Source organism: Shimia thalassica, from assembly GCF_001458215.1.
GTDB classification, from domain to species: Bacteria; Pseudomonadota; Alphaproteobacteria; order Rhodobacterales; family Rhodobacteraceae; genus Shimia; species Shimia thalassica.
In genome coordinates this window covers 1,619,881-1,634,385 of the sequence record NZ_CYTW01000001.1, presented here as the reverse complement: position 1 = coordinate 1,634,385, position 14,505 = coordinate 1,619,881, and the positions used below count along the sequence as shown (strand labels likewise).

Here is a 14,505-nt window from a genome sequence, read left to right as displayed (position 1 = left end):
GATGATTGCTTGGCTTTACAATCGCTTATGCAGGCCTATTCGGCAAGAGCGTCATTCTGTCTTGGCTGCACCAAAAACATACCTGCCAAAATCATAATCATCGCCAGCCAAACCCAAAGGGAATAACGCTCTCCCAGCAGGATCATGGACCAGACAACACCGGATCCCGTCACGATATAGGCGACCTGCGCCGCAAAGACCGCACCAGCCTGAGAAACCAGCCAGACATAGCCCGTATAAACCGTGACATGGATAAGCGAAGACAAGATCAGCGCGTATTCCGGCGGGCCCCAAGTAACTCGCGGGTCGATAAATTGGCCCGAGGCCAAAGACATAGGCAACGAGATGATTGCCCCCACCACTGAAGCACCGAACAACACATGTCCGGGTCCAAGGCCATGCATGCCCCATTTCGCCACGACATTGCCCTCGAAACCGTAACACAAGGGGGCGATGAGGGCGACGGGCAGCCACCAAACCATGGAAGGATCAGGAAGGCTTTCTGGACCCGCCAGAAGAACAACGCCCAGCAACCCCATGAAAATGCCTGCAAATCGCATCCATCCAAAACGATCCGTCCGCAACATCAGTGCCACGGGAAAGGCAAAGATCGGCACCAGTGAAATGATAACGGACATGACACCAGCAGGAAGATGCGCGGCGGCCCGATAGGAAAAACTGTTGGGCAACACGGTACCCAACAGGGCTATCATCAAAAAGAACCACCAAAGGCGTCTGGGCAGCGCAATCGATTTTCCGCGTAAAACCCGGTATCCCCCCAAGACGACCGCCCCGATTGCGAGTTGCCAGAAAATCAGGCCAAGGGGTTCATACCCTTCGCTCACGGCAATCTTCGTCAATGGCTGGGTGATGCCCCACCCCGTTCCCAGCAGGAACAGGATGGCCATCAGCCGCAAATGCGGGCTTGAGCTCATAAAGGGCCGGATTGGCTCAGACGCCCGCCCTGACGTACCATTTCGATACGTGTGGCCGCGCCTGTGCGATCATCGGTCTCGACATACACGCCAGACAGCGTTGCCTCGCCAATGGCCGGCGTAAAGCGGCTTTTGGGCATGCCCGTCACGAAACGGCGTAGGGGCTCTGTTTTTTCCATGCCGATCACGGAGTTATAATCGCCGCACATGCCCGCGTCCGACTGAAAAGCGGTCCCGCCGGGCAAAATCTGGGTGTCTGCGGTGGGCACATGGGTGTGGGTTCCCACCACAAGCGAGGCCCGCCCATCGCAAAAATGCCCGACGCCCATTTTCTCGGATGTCGCTTCGCAATGGATGTCGATGATCGAGGCCTGAACCAAGCCGCCCCTGGGGTGCTTGCGCAGTTCAAGATCAAGCGCCGAAAACGGATCATCAAACGGGCGTTTCATAAAGACCTGACCCAGTGCCTGCGCCACAAGAACCTTGCGACCGCCCCGCGCCTCGAAAACACGCGATCCCCGCCCCGGTACGTCCCCGTGGGCATAGTTGATCGGGCGAATGATGCGTGGCTCGGTCTGGATGAACTGCATCATGTCTTTCTGGTCAAAGGCATGATCACCCAGCGTGATGCAATCGGCACCCGCCTCAAGTATCAACTTGGCATGATCCCCAGAAAGCCCCATGCCGTTCGAGGCGTTTTCACCGTTCACAACGACAAAATCCAGCCGCCATTCTTCACGCAAACGCGGCAGGTTCTCTTTCACAGCGGCGCGCCCCGCGCGCCCCATGACATCTCCAAGAAACAGAATTTTCATGGCATTCTCCTAGGCTCAACTGCTCGCCAGAACAAGACAGAACCGCAGGTTGCCGTAAGAGAATGCCTTGAAACCGTATCCATACGACCTCACTTTGAGCTTCGAGTTTCAAAAGGAATGACATTATGCAACGAATTCTTCTTTCTCTTGCGGTTGCCGCCATCGCCGCGCCCGCTGTGGCGCAGCCTGCCAAGACGACAACAACACTCGCAAACCCTGCTGCCACGTTTTGTGTCGAAAACGGGGGTGCTTATGAAATCAAAGAGTCCGGGACCGGTGACAAAGCCGGTGTTTGCGTCTTTTCAGACGGTGCCGAAATCGACGCGTGGGAATTCTTGCGGGCGCATTTCGACAACTCTTAACGTCTGAAACTGCGCACGCCGCTTTCGGTGACGATCATATCAAGGGGCTGGTCTGTGGTTTCCAGCGGAAGCGACTCTGCCTCTTGAGCATCAAAAGCAAAGCCTATTGCCAGCGTGGCGCGTCTGGCGCGCAAACGTTCAAGCGTGCGGTCATAAAACCCGCCTCCATAGCCCAAACGCCCGCCGTCTGAATCAAAGGCCACAAGCGGAACAATCACGATCTCGGGGTCGAAATAGTCATCCACCTCGGGCACCTGCGCCCCAAATGGCCCGGACCGCATCGCCATATCCGGTTCCCAGCGTGAAAATTCCAACGGCAGGCCTTCTCCCTGAATTACGGGCACGCCAACCGGACCATGCGCCGCAGCTTCGGCCATGGCGGGCAGCGGATTGATCTCGGTGCGAATGGGCATATAGGCCGCAACCGGCACGCCGCGATATCCGGCCAACACCTCGGAAAGATGTGCAGACTGTCCGGGGCCAACACCCTCAAAGGCAGATTTGCGACGGATAAAGGCAGCTTTGCGGGCGGCGGCTTTGATGTCTGTCAGGTCCATGACACCTCCTGTGTCAGGTCAGCATGATTGAAGCGAAGCCAAGGAACGCAAAGAAACCAACCACATCGGTGACCGTGGTCACAAAAGTGCCCGAGGCAAGCGCCGGATCGACGCCTGCTTTCTCCAAGACCACAGGCACTATGGCCCCGGCAAGCCCCGCCACGACCAGATTGATCACCATAGCGACAGCAATGACATATCCGATCTCGACCGAGCCGAACCAAAGTACACTGATCCCGCCCATCAACACCGCAAAGGCAAGCCCATTGGCCAGCCCCACCAGTGCCTCGCGCCGGATCACCCGCCAGACGTTTGCGCCGGTAAGGTCTTTTGTGGCAATCGCGCGCACTGCAACGGTCAGCGATTGGGTGCCCGCATTGCCCCCCATCGAGGCGACAATGGGCATCAAAACGGCCAGGGCCACGTATTTCTGGATCGTGCCCTCAAACTGGGCAATGACCAGCGATGCAACGATGGCCGTCAAAAGGTTCACCGCCAACCAAGGAAAACGCTGACGCGCCGTATCCGACACGGTATCGGTCAGCGATTCATCCCCCACACCGGCCAGACGCAGGATATCTTCTTCGTGTTCTTCATCCAGAACAACCATGGCATCGTCGATAGTGATGACGCCCACCAACCGCTCGTCCTCGTCCACAACAGGTGCAGAAATCAGGTGATACTGGTTAAATGCATAGGCCACATCTTCTTCGTCTTGCGTGACGGGAATGGTCTGGAAGACATCTTCCTTGATATCGGCAAGCAAAACTTCGCGGCGCGATCCCATGATCCGCCCAAGGGTCACATTACCGACGGGGCGCATTCTCGGATCGACAAGGATCACGTGATAGAACTGTTCCGGCAGGGTCTCGGAACTGCGCAAATAGTCGATGCACTCGCCCACATTCCAGTGTTCCGGCGCCATGGCCGTTTCACGCTGCATCAAACGTCCGGCGGATTCTTCCGGATAAGACAGCGCCTGCTCTACCGCGACCCTGTCCGCATCTTCCAGATGTTCAAGGATGGCTTCCTGTTGCGGCTCATCAAGGTCCTCGACCAGATCAACCACATCATCCGATTCCAGATCCCGCACCGCCTCGGCCAGAACGGCGGGCGCAAGCGCGGAAATGACCTCTTCGCGGACCCCTTCGTCAAGCTCTGACAGGATTTCCCCGTCAAATTCGCGCCCATAGAGTTCGATCAGGCGACGCCGGTCGAAGGAATTAACCTGTTCGAGAAGGTCGGCGATGTCTGCCGCGTGCAGCGGTTCCATCAAATCGGTCAGCTGCTGCTTGTCCTGCACCTCGACAGCATAGAGAATCGCGGCGATCGCCTTGCGATCCAGCACATAAGCATCATCTTCGGGGGAGACATCCAAGGGGGTTTGATCAGTCGTCTGGCTCATTGCGCACCCTCCTGGCATTTTTAAGCGGACCATAAGAGAAATAGCAGGTGAATTTCAATGCCATGCGGCAAAATGCGTGGTAAATTCCACAGGTTCATTCCGGAACCAAGAGTTGGAGCACATATGACTGCCAAAAGCCTCGTTTTAGGTCAGACTTTGGAATTCTTGAGCAACCCCTTTCATGTGCCTGTCGAGGAAGCGACCCGGGTGCGCCCCAAAGGCGCTGTTCTGGTCGAAGGCGGCTTGATTGCGGCTGTGGACGAGGCCGACACCCTGCGTCCGCTCTATCCGGATGCGGCTGTTGTGGATTACGGCGATGCGCTGATCTGCGCGGGCTTTGTGGATGCCCATGTGCATTACCCCCAGACAGGGATCATCGCCAGCTGGGGCAAGCGTCTGATCGACTGGTTGAACAGCTATACGTTTCCAGAAGAAATGCGCTTTCACGACGCCGCATATGCCGCTGAAATAGCACGGCTTTATTTTGACCTCACCCTCTCGCATGGCGTGACAACAATGGTCAGCTACTGCACCATTCACCCCACATCGGTTGACGCTTTCTTTGCCGAGGCACAGCGGCGTGGACAGCGGGTTGTGGCCGGCAAAACCTGCATGGATCGCAACGCGCCCGAGGGCCTGCGGGATACCGCCCAATCGGCCTATGACGACAGCAAGTCCCTGATTGGAAAATGGCATGGCGTGGACCGGATCAGCTATGCGATCACACCCAGATTCTCGCCGACGTCCACACCTGACCAGCTTCGCGCCCTAGGTGATTTGTGGTCAGAACACCCCGATTGCCTGATGCAAACGCACCTGAGCGAGCAAACAGACGAGATCGAATGGGTCAAAGGGCTGTTTCCAGAGGCGCGGGATTACCTTGATACCTATGAGGCCCATGGCCTGCTTGGGGAAAAGGGTCTGTATGGGCACGCGATCCACTTGGAAGACCGCGAGAAAGACCGCCTGAAAGAGGTCGGCGCAGGCCTAATCCACTGCCCCACGTCAAATACGTTTATCGGGTCCGGCCTGTTCGACATGGCCGGCCTCATGGCCCAAGGTCAGCGCGTCGGGCTGGCGACGGACACTGGCGGCGGATCAAGCTTTTCCATGCTGCGCACCATGGCCGCCGCCTATGAGGTGGCCCATCTGCGGCATAATTCATTGCACGCGGCCCATTTGATGTGGCTGGGCACGGCGGGGTCTGCGGCCGCACTGCATATGGAACAGCAGATCGGCAACCTGAAACCCGGCCTAGAGGCCGACTTGGTGGTCATCGATCTGGGTTCGACCCCGGAAATTGCGCAACGCCGTGACCGGGCGCAGGATATCTGGGAGGCCGTGTTCCCCACAATCATGATGGGCGATGACCGCGCCATTCAAGATGTCTGGATCAATGGGAAGCCCGCCCTTTCCGCCATCGCAAAGCCAGCGTAACGCGGCAGACCGCTGGCCCGATCCGGGCCAGCAAAAACTGCGCGCCCGACAGGGCGCACAATTGGGCAGCGTTTAAAAGGCCTTGAACGTCAGCGTGGTCAGGGTGCGTTCGATTCCCGGAATATCCAGCAGGTTATCGTTGATATATTTCCCGACATCCTCGTCTTTCGGAATGTAGAGCTTGATCAGAAGATCATATTCGCCACTGGTCGAGAACAATTCTGAATGGATCTCTTTCAGCACAATATCTTCGGCCACGCGATAGGTTGTGCCCGGTTTACAGCGAATCTGGATGAATACGCAGGTTGTCATTTTGGTCCCTCGTCTGGTTTGACCACAGGCTGGCACAATTGGCACGGCTTTCACAATCCCGAAACCTGTCCTCTTGGCCCCGTGGCCGTCCGCCCCTATAAAGCCCGCGAACATCACGAAGAGGACGCGCCATGCGCAAGGCAGAGGTCAGCCGCAAAACTGCGGAAACGGAAATCACTGTCCAGATCGATCTGGACGGGACCGGTATTTATGACAACCAGACAGGTGTGGGGTTCTTTGACCACATGCTGGACCAGCTGTCGCGCCATTCGCTGATCGACATGACCATCCGTGCCAAGGGTGATTATCACATTGATGACCACCACACCGTCGAAGACGTGGGCATCGCGCTGGGTCAGGCATTGACGCAGGCTCTGGGCGACAAGCGCGGCATCCGTCGCTATGCGGCCTGTCACCTGCCTATGGATGACGCACAGGTGCGCGCGGCGCTGGACCTGTCAGCGCGCCCCTATCTGATCTGGAATGTCGAGTTGCCCACGCACAAGATCGGCACCTTCGATACGGAACTCGTGCGCGAATTCTTTCAGGCCCTTGCCACACATGGCGGGATCACGCTGCACATCGACCAAATTCACGGCTTTAACAGCCATCACATTGCCGAAGCCACATTCAAGGCCGTTGCGCGCGCCTTGCGCGAAGCCGTTGAAACCGATCCGCGCAAAGCGGACGCTGTACCTTCGACCAAAGGGGCGCTGTAACGCACATGCTGACTGCTATTATTGATTACGAGAGCGGCAACCTGCACTCGGCCGAGAAAGCATTCCAACGTATGGCTGTCGAAGTCGACGGAGGTGAGGTCGTGGTCACATCTGATGCAGATGTGGTGGCCAAGGCCGATCGTCTGGTTTTGCCGGGTGACGGCGCCTTTCCTGCCTGTGCGGCCGAATTGCGCGGACACAAAGGCATCTATGACGCGATGGTCGAGGCCGTCGAACAGAAAGCCCGCCCCTTCCTTGGGATTTGCGTCGGCATGCAGCTGATGGCGACAACCGGCCATGAGTACAAAGAGACATCCGGTCTGGACTGGGTCTCGGGTGATGTGGAGAAAATCACGCCCGAAGACACATCTCTCAAGGTGCCGCACATGGGATGGAACGATCTGGTGATCGAACGACCCCATGCGGTGCTAGAGGGTGTCGAAACTGGCGATCACACCTATTTTGTGCATTCTTATCAATTCCATGTGGCCAAACCGGAAGAGCGGATCGCCTATGTGAATTATAGCGGCGAAGTCACTGCCATCATCGGCCGCGACACCATGTTGGGCATGCAATTCCATCCGGAAAAAAGCCAGACCGTTGGGCTTCGCATGATAGGAAACTTCCTGCGCTGGACGCCGTGATACCTGCGGGCGTATTGCAGTTCGCACCATCAACCGAAGCTTCGGCAATTGAATTGGCAGAGCTTCGGGCACTGGCAATGAAACCCGGCCTCACGAGGCTGGGTCGGTATGATGACACGCGCGTGAGGTCGCGGTTCCTCGAGACGTTTTCGCCTGAACACACCACGCAAGTTCTGGACAATGGTCTGCTCGCAGCCTTTTTTGTTTTGCGGGAACAGGACGATCACCTGTTGCTGGACCACCTGTATGTCCATCCTGACTGGCAAGGGCAAAACATTGGCAGGCGGGTCATCAATCACGTGATTGATCAATCATCCACAAAGGGTCTGCCCGTCCGTCTGATGGCCCTTAAGGAAAGCCCGGCCAATCAGTTTTACCAAAGCTGCGGGTTTCACAAAACGGGCGAGACCGCGTTCGACATTCTCTATGAGCGCCCCTTGCCCTGACCTTCAGCTGCGCAGGGTGCTCGGCGCGGTGCCATAAGCCTTGCGAAAGGCGCGGGTAAAGCTTTCGGGAGAGGTATAGGCATAGCGATGGGCCACGCGTTCGATCCGGTCGCCACGCATCACATCCTGTCTGGCCAGAATAAGCCGCCACCTGCGCAGGTATCCCATCGGGGTTTCTCCGACGGTGCGCGTGAACACCTCGCAAAAGCGGGACAACGACAAACCCGCCTGCTGTGCAAGGTCGGCGTTCGACCACAGGTGCCCGGGTTGGTCATGCATCGCGACAATCGCCCTGCTCAGACGCGGATCGGCCATGCCGGCCAAAAGGCCAACTTCGGTTGTCCCTTTTTCGATCTGGTCGCGCAACAGTCGCACGATAAGCGCCTCGCCCAGCCTGTTAACGACCGATTGCGCCCCACAGCGTTTCGCCAAAGCCTCTTGATGCATCAGAAATACCAGGGCCTTGGTGTCCTGATGCGGTTGCAGGTCAAGCGTCACGACATCTGGCAGAGCCGCCAACAAAGGATTGGACGGGCCGGACCAATCCACGTGCGCCGCAAACAGAACAACCTCGTCGTCGCGCGCATGACAAAGCCCGCGCGCGAAAAACCGGATCCGGGATGGCTGCCCCTGATCATCTGCCAAGGCCAGAAGATTGGCGTGATCCATCTCTGCCCCTGTTACCGACAGGTGAAAGCGTTCAACAAGTGTGGTCAACCGATCCATTTCAGGGTTTCCTGCTAGGTTTTCAAGATTTTTCAAACCTTAATCCCTGACATTAAGATCATCAACACCAATTCCAAACAGGACACACTATGCTTATCCCACGTCAGAAGACCCCGAACCTTGCCCTGCCGACACTGGATCACGGCGCATTCGACCTTAGCGGTGAAACCGCCGAGCGCGGCACGGTAATCTGCTTTTACCGCGGCCTGCATTGCCCGATCTGCGCCAACTATCTGACCGAGCTTGAAAAGCGTGTTGCCGATTTTGCCGAGCGCGGCGTAAATTGCATCGCTGTCAGCTCGGACGGCGAAGAACGCACCCGCGCAATGGCCGACAAGATCGGTGCCAAATCGCTGCGCTTTGCCTATGATCTGCCTCTGGATGTGGCGCGTGAGTGGGGTCTCTATATCTCGACGTCTCGCGGCAAAACCTCGATTGGCATCGAAGAACCTGCCCTGTTCTCAGAGCCTGGCCTGTTCATGGTGACACCGGACCAGACGCTGTATTATGGCTCGGTTCAGACCATGCCATTTGTACGCCCGCATTTCTCGGAACTGGTTGGCGCCTTGGACTTCGCGATTGCGAACGATTATCCTGCACGCGGCGAATACACCGGCGCGGTCTGATCTGAAACACAGCGTGGACCGTGACTCCAAAGGCACGGTTCACGACCTTTTGTAAGCGTCCCCGCTAGACCGGTGGGGGCGCTTATGCGTATCTGGCGTTCCGGATAATCCGGTTTCAACAGATGGACCCCGCTCGTGCACATTCGCCTTGAAAAATTCAACCACGTCAAACGGCAAAAGCGGTATCACGTTTTGCGCGTGACCCAGACGTTGTTTGGAGATTGGTGTCTTGAGCGGGAATGGGGCCAGATTGACGGAAACGGCGGCCACAAAGAGCGCAGGTATCTGTCTGGTCTGTTCGAAGCCCAGACAGAAGTCGAGCGCCTGAAGGCGCTCGATCTGGAAAAGGGATATGCCGTGATCCCCGTGCAGATGGGTCTGCTTTAGTTCACGCGTGTCCAGTCTTGGCCACGACAGATCATGCCACCGGCGACACAGCCTTTGACGTTCAGCTTGGACCCGCTCAGAGACATTTTGGATTTGTAGGTCTTGTCAGAATCCGGTGCCCAGATTTTGCCGCCACCATAGGCCCCCCCCCCTTCGGACGACATATCCCAAAGCATCTTTTTGCCTTTATGCTCGTAATTAGCTGAGACGTTTCCGTCTTTGTCATAGGCTTCTTTAATCGTTCCACAAACGGCGCTACCGCAAGGCGCAATAGAGACGTGAAGATACCCGCCGGTATCCCCCGGAGCCGTTTTCCAAACACCGGCAGCCGGATCAGCCAGCGCCGCATTGGCGCCACCCAGAACCAACGCGATTGCAAGAATCTTGTTTCTCATGATCTTCCTCCCGTTACTTTGGCAAAATCTTGAAACAGGGGCGGATTTCGATCAACCCTGACTTTGGGTCACGTTGCATTTCCGGCAACTCCATGCCAAACCGCGCGCAACGTTATTTCTGACCGGAACCCCCTCATGATCCTTTATCCAGCCATCGACCTCAAAGACGGAAATGCCGTACGCCTCGTGCACGGGGATATGCAGCAGGAAACCGTTTTCAACGAAAATCCGGCGGCTCAGGCGCTTGAGTTTGTCAAAGCGGGTTGCGAGTGGTTGCACCTTGTGGATTTGAACGGGGCGTTTGCAGGCGAGCCGGTGAACGCCGCCCCCGTTGAAGAAATCCTGAAGCAAACCAAGGTTCCTGCCCAGCTAGGCGGCGGTATTCGCGATATGAAAACGATTGCGAACTGGATCGACAAAGGTCTGGCCCGCGTGATCCTTGGGACAGTTGCAGTTGAAAACCCCGATCTTGTCCGCGAAGCCGCAAAAGAGTTTCCAGGCAAAGTGGCTGTCGGCATCGATGCACGCAACGGATACGTCGCGACCAAAGGCTGGGCGGAAGAGACCGATGTCATGGTCACGGATCTGGCGCGTTCTTTCGAGGATGCCGGCGTTTCGGCCATTATCTATACCGACATCATGCGAGACGGCGCCATGAAAGGCCCGAATGTCGAGGCAACGGCCGCTTTGGCCAATGCCGTTTCGATCCCCGTGATCGCCTCCGGCGGCGTGTCATCGCTCGAGGATCTGCGCAACCTCAAGACCTGTGGCGCGCCGTTGAACGGTGCCATCTCGGGTCGGGCCTTGTATGATGGCGCCATCGACCTTGCCGAAGCCCTGACAGTGATGAAGTCATAAAACCAAAAGGTGACAGGCCCGCCAGTGGGATGGGCCTGTTTTTCCCCTTATCAGCGTGGCTGCTATGACCAAAATTCTGAAAACCCCGTTGCCTAAAACCTCCCGCCTGTGGGCGTCGGTCGCGCCGGAAGACTTTATCGACGGATATGCCGTTCAAACCCCGCTATCGCCTGCTGATGCTGCAAAAATCGGGTTGAGCATGCCCCGTTGGGCCAATGCACTGCTGTCTTTGCGCAATACAATTGTAAAGCCGCTCGGGCTCAAAACCGATTCCGCCGACACCGGTGACAATGCGATTTTTCCGACAACATACGAAGATGACAACGAGCTGATCATCGGCACCGATGACAAACACCTGAATTTCCGGATTTGCCTCTATCGCGAAAACCAGATGGTCCACATGGCCACATGGGTGCATCGCAACAATCTGCTGGGTCGTGTGTATCTGGCCGTCGTGATGCCCTTTCACATCCTGATTGTCAGGGATGCCATGCGCCGGATTGCATCACACGCGCCCTAATTGCATCTAGAGCACACACACAGTAAAGACTGAGCAAATGCGCTCGCCTCAAAGGGACACGCCATGCTGAAAACCCGCCTCATCCCCTGTCTTGATGTTGCCGACGGCCGTGTGGTCAAAGGTGTCAACTTTGTCGGACTGCGCGACGCGGGCGACCCCGTTGAAGCGGCACGCGCCTATGATGCGGCCGGTGCCGACGAAATCTGTTTTCTCGACATTCACGCCACCCATGACAATCGGGGCGTGATGATTGATATGGTGCAGCGCACGGCGGAACAGTGTTTTGTGCCGCTGACCGTTGGTGGCGGTGTCCGCACAGTACAGGACGTGCGCAAACTGTTGCTTGCCGGCGCGGACAAAGTCTCGTTCAACTCGGCTGCTGTGGCAAACCCCGACGTTGTGGCCGAAGCCGCAGCCCAGTTCGGAAGCCAATGCATCGTAGTTGCCATCGACGCCAAAACCGTCAGCCCTGGAAAGTGGGAAATCTTCACCCACGGCGGGCGCAAATCCACCGGCATTGATGCGGTCGAATTTGCCAAACTGGTCGTGGCGAAAGGCGCCGGCGAAATCCTTCTGACATCGATGGACCGTGACGGCACAAAATCCGGCTTTAACCTGCCCCTGACCAAAGCCATTAGCGACGCGGTGGATGTGCCCGTGATTGCCTCTGGTGGCGTTGGCACGCTGGATCACCTTGTCGAGGGCGTGACCAAAGGCGGCGCCAGTGCTGTTTTGGCCGCGTCGATCTTTCACTTTGGCGAATTCACAATTCAGGAAGCCAAAGACCATATGGAAAACGCCGGCATCCCAATGAGGCGCGCATGAACACTCTGACTGATCTCGCAAATACCATCGAAGAACGCGCCAAGGCCGACCCCGAGTCGAGCTGGACCGCAAAGCTGTTGGCCAAAGGCCCCGAGAAATGCGCCGAGAAATTTGGGGAAGAGGCGATTGAAGCCATCATTGAAGCTGTCAAAGACAACCGCGAGGGTCTCATCTCGGAGAGCGCAGATGTGTTGTTTCACCTTCTGGTCATGCTGCAATCACGCAATGTGGCGCTCGACGAAGTTCTGAATGAACTGGCCCGTCGTCAGGGCACCAGCGGCATCGCCGAAAAGGCAAGCCGCCCCAAATCGTGATCCTTTGACGACATTGCTATAGTTTGGACGAAATCACACCGGTTGCGAAACCGCCCATGCGCAATTCGCCAAACAGACGCTGGTATTCCATTTTTGGACACAGGTTCTGGATGACCGTGACGCCTCTGGCTTCTGCTGTGGCTGCGGCTTCGGCGTTTTCGACACCGATTTGCATCCAGACCGTCTGAAGGTCCGGAAAATGCACCAGCGCCTCATCCACGATGGGCGGCACAGCCTCGGAGCGGCGAAAGATATCCACCATATCGATAGGTATCTCGATATCGCTCAGGCTGCCCCGGATTTTTTCGCCAAACAGCATCTTGCCCGCATGTCCCGGGTTCACCGGAATCACGCGATACCCCTTGAGCGCCATATAGCGCGCCACGAAATAGCTGGGCCGCACAGGGTTCATCGAAACGCCCACCACCGCGATGGATTTTGTGCGCTTGAGAACGTCTTTCAGAAGGTCATCAGAATAAGTCATGTCCGCAGGCTAGACCGTTATCCCCAAAAGAAAAAGCGCCCAAGTGAACCTTGGGCGCAAGTTGTGGAACGAGGGACAGTGATATCGAAGCGAAGGTTCCAGTTTCGCCTCGTCTAAAGAACAAATAGGTGCGCTAAAGAAAGTTTAAAGGGGCGATAAAACATCTGTGAAGAAAGGTACAAAAGCGGCGATTTTCCGCTGATCTAGTCGAAGATGTCCTCGACAACATCAAAAATCTCTTCGGCCATCTTTCTGGCCCAGCCTTTGCGCTTCTTGTTCTTTTTCTTCTGGGATTTCTTGGATTTGACCTGAGCCACATAGGGTTTGGCGGGCCGCGACGGCGCCGCCGCCTGTTTGGGGGAATGGGCAAGCGGCATCTGTTTCAGGTCATGTAACGGCGCACCACAAGACGCACAGGTCAGTTCGTGGCGCGTCTCGCCCCGCAGAACCAGCGCAGCCCGCGTTCCACAATAGTTACAGGTCGCAATTTTCGCAGCGTTGGGAATCGGGCTTCTCCGTCTTTCGAGGCAGGTCCGGTCTCATGTAGGGTGCCAAAGGCCCCATAGGGAGCCTTCGGTGTTCGATTTTCGGGAAAAATTTGCGCTGTTTACCGTGGCAGCGATGCATAAAGCGCGACAGCAGCCGCGTTTGACACGTTCAAAGATCCGAATCCGGCGGCAAAGTCGATCTTGACCAGCTGATCAACGGTTTCTTTTGTCTTCTCGCGCAAACCGGGGCCTTCCGCACCAAGCACCAGCGCAACGGGTCGATCCCGCCTGCCCTCAAGTGCCTGCTCGATGCTCTGCTCGGCCTCTCCGTCCATTCCAAGAACGATGTAACCCATGTTTTGCAGCTCAATAATGGTGTCGGCAAGATTGCGCATGCGCAAATAGGGCTGGCGTTCCAGCGCCCCACTGGCGGTTTTGGCCAATGCCCCTGTTTCAGGGGCAGAGTTGTGGCGCGTTCCAATGACGGCATTGGCGCCAAACACCTCGGCAGATCGCAGGATCGCCCCAACATTGTGCGGATCCGTGACCCGATCCAGCAGGATCAGGCGTTGCGGACGATCATCAGTCCCGATCGCACATTCCGACAGCGACCCCCAATTAAGCGGCTTGGTCTCCAAGGCCGCGCCCTGATGGACAGACTGCGGATCAATGGGCACAGAAAACTTGCGCGGCTCTACGATTTCCGGTGTCACACCGGACAGGGCAATCGCTTCGGCCAGTTTGTCGTGTGCATTTTTTGTCACCACGAGTCGCAGTTTTTCACGCGCGGGATTCGATAATGCGTCCCGTACGGCGTGTAGACCGAACAACCACAAGGTTTCGGCGGCCGATTTGCGCTTGGCCTGTTCTTTTTCCACGACCCATTTTGGTTTTTTCATTGCTTGGATGTCCTGTTTTCAACGGGAATTTACCAATGCGCCGGTTCAGCGCCCATCGCAAGCAATTTTCTTGTTGACGCCCCCCGCAAGCCACAGTAATCAGCCCCTCACACCACGACCGCAAGGTCAGGAAAGTGGGCGACAGGCCGCAAGGTGTGGCAGGGGACTGTAACTCCCTCGCGGAGACGCACGCCTGGTTCGATTCCAGGGTCGCCCACCACTTTCCCCTCTGAGAACAGATATTTAGCAAACGCCCCCGGGGCGGATCATATCCGTTGACGCCGGTATCGTGCTTCAGAGTCTTGGATCGGAACACGCCAATCGGCGACGCAGGCATGATGACCTACGGCA

At 56.8% G+C, this 14,505-nt stretch carries 21 protein-coding genes and 1 tRNA gene; 12 read left to right on the top strand and 10 right to left on the bottom strand.

All coding sequences use genetic code 11. The features are described 5' to 3' along the window. Window positions 1-35: 35 nt before the first annotated feature. A complete protein-coding gene (locus tag PH7735_RS07370) occupies window positions 36-935 on the bottom strand; it encodes a DMT family transporter (protein ID WP_058310618.1) in 900 nt (299 codons plus the stop codon). Beyond that, window positions 932-1,750: a TIGR00282 family metallophosphoesterase gene (locus tag PH7735_RS07365; RefSeq protein ID WP_058310617.1), complete on the bottom strand. Its 819-nt coding sequence runs from the start codon at window positions 1,748-1,750 to the stop codon at window positions 932-934. Before PH7735_RS07365 ends, PH7735_RS07370 begins: the two co-directional genes overlap by 4 nt. Window positions 1,751-1,875: 125 nt before the next feature. On the opposite strand from PH7735_RS07365, the gene PH7735_RS07360 reads away from it, so the two are divergent. Continuing rightward, the gene (locus PH7735_RS07360; RefSeq protein ID WP_058310616.1) at window positions 1,876-2,112 is read left to right on the top strand and encodes a putative hemolysin; all 237 of its coding nucleotides are present in this window, start codon (window positions 1,876-1,878) and stop codon (window positions 2,110-2,112) included. Here PH7735_RS07360 and PH7735_RS07355 read toward each other — a convergent pair. After that, window positions 2,109-2,669: a 5-formyltetrahydrofolate cyclo-ligase gene (locus PH7735_RS07355; RefSeq protein ID WP_058310615.1), complete on the bottom strand. Its 561-nt coding sequence runs from the start codon at window positions 2,667-2,669 to the stop codon at window positions 2,109-2,111. The genes PH7735_RS07360 and PH7735_RS07355 overlap by 4 nt on opposite strands. A gap of 13 nt (window positions 2,670-2,682) precedes the next feature. Next, entirely contained in the window at window positions 2,683-4,074 is a 1,392-nt protein-coding gene (mgtE, locus tag PH7735_RS07350) for a magnesium transporter (RefSeq protein WP_058310614.1), read from the bottom strand. 123 nt (window positions 4,075-4,197) lie between these two features. Here mgtE and guaD point away from each other — a divergent pair, with 123 nt between their 5' ends. Next, window positions 4,198-5,511 (top strand): guanine deaminase, encoded by a 1,314-nt coding sequence (gene guaD / locus PH7735_RS07345; protein ID WP_058310613.1) that lies wholly within the window; start codon window positions 4,198-4,200, stop codon window positions 5,509-5,511. Between the two features lie 72 nt (window positions 5,512-5,583). Here guaD and PH7735_RS07340 read toward each other — a convergent pair whose 3' ends face one another. Next, complete coding sequence (locus PH7735_RS07340) at window positions 5,584-5,823, bottom strand: Lrp/AsnC ligand binding domain-containing protein (protein ID WP_058310612.1); 240 nt, start codon at window positions 5,821-5,823, stop codon at window positions 5,584-5,586. Between the two features lie 131 nt (window positions 5,824-5,954). Between PH7735_RS07340 and hisB the strand changes: the two genes are divergently transcribed. Genes hisB through PH7735_RS07325 form a run of 3 tightly spaced genes read left to right on the top strand, consistent with a single transcriptional unit; the run spans window position 5,955 to window position 7,632 of the window. Then, a complete protein-coding gene (gene hisB / locus PH7735_RS07335; protein ID WP_058310611.1) occupies window positions 5,955-6,542 on the top strand; it encodes an imidazoleglycerol-phosphate dehydratase HisB in 588 nt (195 codons plus the stop codon). Window positions 6,543-6,547: 5 nt separating this feature from the next. Beyond that, complete coding sequence (gene hisH, locus PH7735_RS07330; RefSeq protein WP_058310610.1) at window positions 6,548-7,186, top strand: imidazole glycerol phosphate synthase subunit HisH; 639 nt, start codon at window positions 6,548-6,550, stop codon at window positions 7,184-7,186. Between the two features lie 14 nt (window positions 7,187-7,200). Further along, window positions 7,201-7,632, top strand: a complete 432-nt coding sequence (locus PH7735_RS07325; protein WP_058311190.1) for a GNAT family N-acetyltransferase — start codon at window positions 7,201-7,203, stop codon at window positions 7,630-7,632. A gap of 3 nt (window positions 7,633-7,635) precedes the next feature. Here PH7735_RS07325 and PH7735_RS07320 read toward each other — a convergent pair whose 3' ends face one another. Next, entirely contained in the window at window positions 7,636-8,358 is a 723-nt protein-coding gene (locus PH7735_RS07320) for a helix-turn-helix transcriptional regulator (protein ID WP_058310609.1), read from the bottom strand. A gap of 89 nt (window positions 8,359-8,447) precedes the next feature. On the opposite strand from PH7735_RS07320, the gene PH7735_RS07315 reads away from it, so the two are divergent. Together PH7735_RS07315 and PH7735_RS07310 are read left to right on the top strand one after the other, a co-directional pair. Continuing rightward, complete coding sequence (locus PH7735_RS07315) at window positions 8,448-8,984, top strand: peroxiredoxin-like family protein (protein ID WP_058310608.1); 537 nt, start codon at window positions 8,448-8,450, stop codon at window positions 8,982-8,984. A 135-nt stretch (window positions 8,985-9,119) separates the two neighbouring features. After that, window positions 9,120-9,371, top strand: coding sequence for a WGR domain-containing protein (locus tag PH7735_RS07310; RefSeq protein ID WP_058310607.1), 252 nt, complete (start codon window positions 9,120-9,122; stop codon window positions 9,369-9,371). Here PH7735_RS07310 and PH7735_RS07305 read toward each other — a convergent pair. Next, complete coding sequence (locus PH7735_RS07305; protein ID WP_058310606.1) at window positions 9,368-9,766, bottom strand: DUF2147 domain-containing protein; 399 nt, start codon at window positions 9,764-9,766, stop codon at window positions 9,368-9,370. The two genes, PH7735_RS07310 and PH7735_RS07305, sit on opposite strands and share 4 nt — an antisense overlap. 135 nt (window positions 9,767-9,901) lie before the next feature. Between PH7735_RS07305 and hisA the strand changes: the two genes are divergently transcribed. From hisA to PH7735_RS07285, 4 genes are all read left to right on the top strand, one after another. Beyond that, a complete protein-coding gene (gene hisA, locus PH7735_RS07300) occupies window positions 9,902-10,624 on the top strand; it encodes a 1-(5-phosphoribosyl)-5-[(5-phosphoribosylamino)methylideneamino]imidazole-4-carboxamide isomerase (RefSeq protein WP_058310605.1) in 723 nt (240 codons plus the stop codon). Window positions 10,625-10,688: 64 nt separating this feature from the next. Next, the gene (locus PH7735_RS07295; RefSeq protein ID WP_058310604.1) at window positions 10,689-11,144 is read left to right on the top strand and encodes a DUF2867 domain-containing protein; all 456 of its coding nucleotides are present in this window, start codon (window positions 10,689-10,691) and stop codon (window positions 11,142-11,144) included. 63 nt (window positions 11,145-11,207) lie between these two features. Next, a complete protein-coding gene (gene hisF / locus PH7735_RS07290) occupies window positions 11,208-11,969 on the top strand; it encodes an imidazole glycerol phosphate synthase subunit HisF (protein WP_058310603.1) in 762 nt (253 codons plus the stop codon). After that, window positions 11,966-12,283 carry a phosphoribosyl-ATP diphosphatase gene (locus tag PH7735_RS07285; protein ID WP_058310602.1) on the top strand — a complete coding sequence of 106 codons (318 nt, stop codon included), beginning with the start codon at window positions 11,966-11,968 and terminating at the stop codon, window positions 12,281-12,283. Before hisF ends, PH7735_RS07285 begins: the two co-directional genes overlap by 4 nt. Window positions 12,284-12,299: 16 nt before the next feature. Here the strand turns inward: PH7735_RS07285 and PH7735_RS07280 are convergent, their stop codons facing one another. The 3 genes from PH7735_RS07280 to rlmB form a co-directional block, all read right to left on the bottom strand. Further along, window positions 12,300-12,767 carry a CoA-binding protein gene (locus tag PH7735_RS07280; RefSeq protein ID WP_058310601.1) on the bottom strand — a complete coding sequence of 156 codons (468 nt, stop codon included), beginning with the start codon at window positions 12,765-12,767 and terminating at the stop codon, window positions 12,300-12,302. A 203-nt stretch (window positions 12,768-12,970) separates the two neighbouring features. Beyond that, window positions 12,971-13,273, bottom strand: coding sequence for a hypothetical protein (locus PH7735_RS21225; protein WP_058310600.1), 303 nt, complete (start codon window positions 13,271-13,273; stop codon window positions 12,971-12,973). A 101-nt stretch (window positions 13,274-13,374) separates the two neighbouring features. Further along, window positions 13,375-14,154 carry a 23S rRNA (guanosine(2251)-2'-O)-methyltransferase RlmB gene (rlmB, locus tag PH7735_RS07270; RefSeq protein ID WP_058310599.1) on the bottom strand — a complete coding sequence of 260 codons (780 nt, stop codon included), beginning with the start codon at window positions 14,152-14,154 and terminating at the stop codon, window positions 13,375-13,377. 136 nt (window positions 14,155-14,290) lie between these two features. Between rlmB and PH7735_RS20675 the strand changes: the two genes are divergently transcribed. After that, window positions 14,291-14,374, top strand: a tRNA-Tyr gene (locus PH7735_RS20675). The last annotated feature ends 131 nt before the right edge of the window (window positions 14,375-14,505 follow it).

Excerpts from the sequence above, each read along its gene's own strand:
- PH7735_RS07365 (WP_058310617.1), bottom strand. The coding sequence starts at position 1,750 with ATGAAAATTCTGTTTCTTGGAGATGTCATGGGGCGCGCGGGGCGCGCC.
- PH7735_RS07305 (WP_058310606.1), bottom strand. The coding sequence starts at position 9,766 with ATGAGAAACAAGATTCTTGCAATCGCGTTGGTTCTGGGTGGCGCCAAT.
- PH7735_RS07280 (WP_058310601.1), bottom strand. The coding sequence starts at position 12,767 with ATGACTTATTCTGATGACCTTCTGAAAGACGTTCTCAAGCGCACAAAA.
- PH7735_RS07355 (WP_058310615.1), bottom strand. The coding sequence starts at position 2,669 with ATGGACCTGACAGACATCAAAGCCGCCGCCCGCAAAGCTGCCTTTATC.
- PH7735_RS07295 (WP_058310604.1), top strand. The coding sequence starts at position 10,689 with ATGACCAAAATTCTGAAAACCCCGTTGCCTAAAACCTCCCGCCTGTGG.
- rlmB (WP_058310599.1), bottom strand. The coding sequence starts at position 14,154 with ATGAAAAAACCAAAATGGGTCGTGGAAAAAGAACAGGCCAAGCGCAAA.
- PH7735_RS07370 (WP_058310618.1), bottom strand. The coding sequence starts at position 935 with ATGAGCTCAAGCCCGCATTTGCGGCTGATGGCCATCCTGTTCCTGCTG.
- PH7735_RS07315 (WP_058310608.1), top strand. The coding sequence starts at position 8,448 with ATGCTTATCCCACGTCAGAAGACCCCGAACCTTGCCCTGCCGACACTG.
- hisA (WP_058310605.1), top strand. The coding sequence starts at position 9,902 with ATGATCCTTTATCCAGCCATCGACCTCAAAGACGGAAATGCCGTACGC.
- hisB (WP_058310611.1), top strand. The coding sequence starts at position 5,955 with ATGCGCAAGGCAGAGGTCAGCCGCAAAACTGCGGAAACGGAAATCACT.
- hisH (WP_058310610.1), top strand. The coding sequence starts at position 6,548 with ATGCTGACTGCTATTATTGATTACGAGAGCGGCAACCTGCACTCGGCC.
- PH7735_RS07340 (WP_058310612.1), bottom strand. The coding sequence starts at position 5,823 with ATGACAACCTGCGTATTCATCCAGATTCGCTGTAAACCGGGCACAACC.
- PH7735_RS07360 (WP_058310616.1), top strand. The coding sequence starts at position 1,876 with ATGCAACGAATTCTTCTTTCTCTTGCGGTTGCCGCCATCGCCGCGCCC.
- hisF (WP_058310603.1), top strand. The coding sequence starts at position 11,208 with ATGCTGAAAACCCGCCTCATCCCCTGTCTTGATGTTGCCGACGGCCGT.
- PH7735_RS07285 (WP_058310602.1), top strand. The coding sequence starts at position 11,966 with ATGAACACTCTGACTGATCTCGCAAATACCATCGAAGAACGCGCCAAG.
- mgtE (WP_058310614.1), bottom strand. The coding sequence starts at position 4,074 with ATGAGCCAGACGACTGATCAAACCCCCTTGGATGTCTCCCCCGAAGAT.
- PH7735_RS07320 (WP_058310609.1), bottom strand. The coding sequence starts at position 8,358 with ATGGATCGGTTGACCACACTTGTTGAACGCTTTCACCTGTCGGTAACA.
- guaD (WP_058310613.1), top strand. The coding sequence starts at position 4,198 with ATGACTGCCAAAAGCCTCGTTTTAGGTCAGACTTTGGAATTCTTGAGC.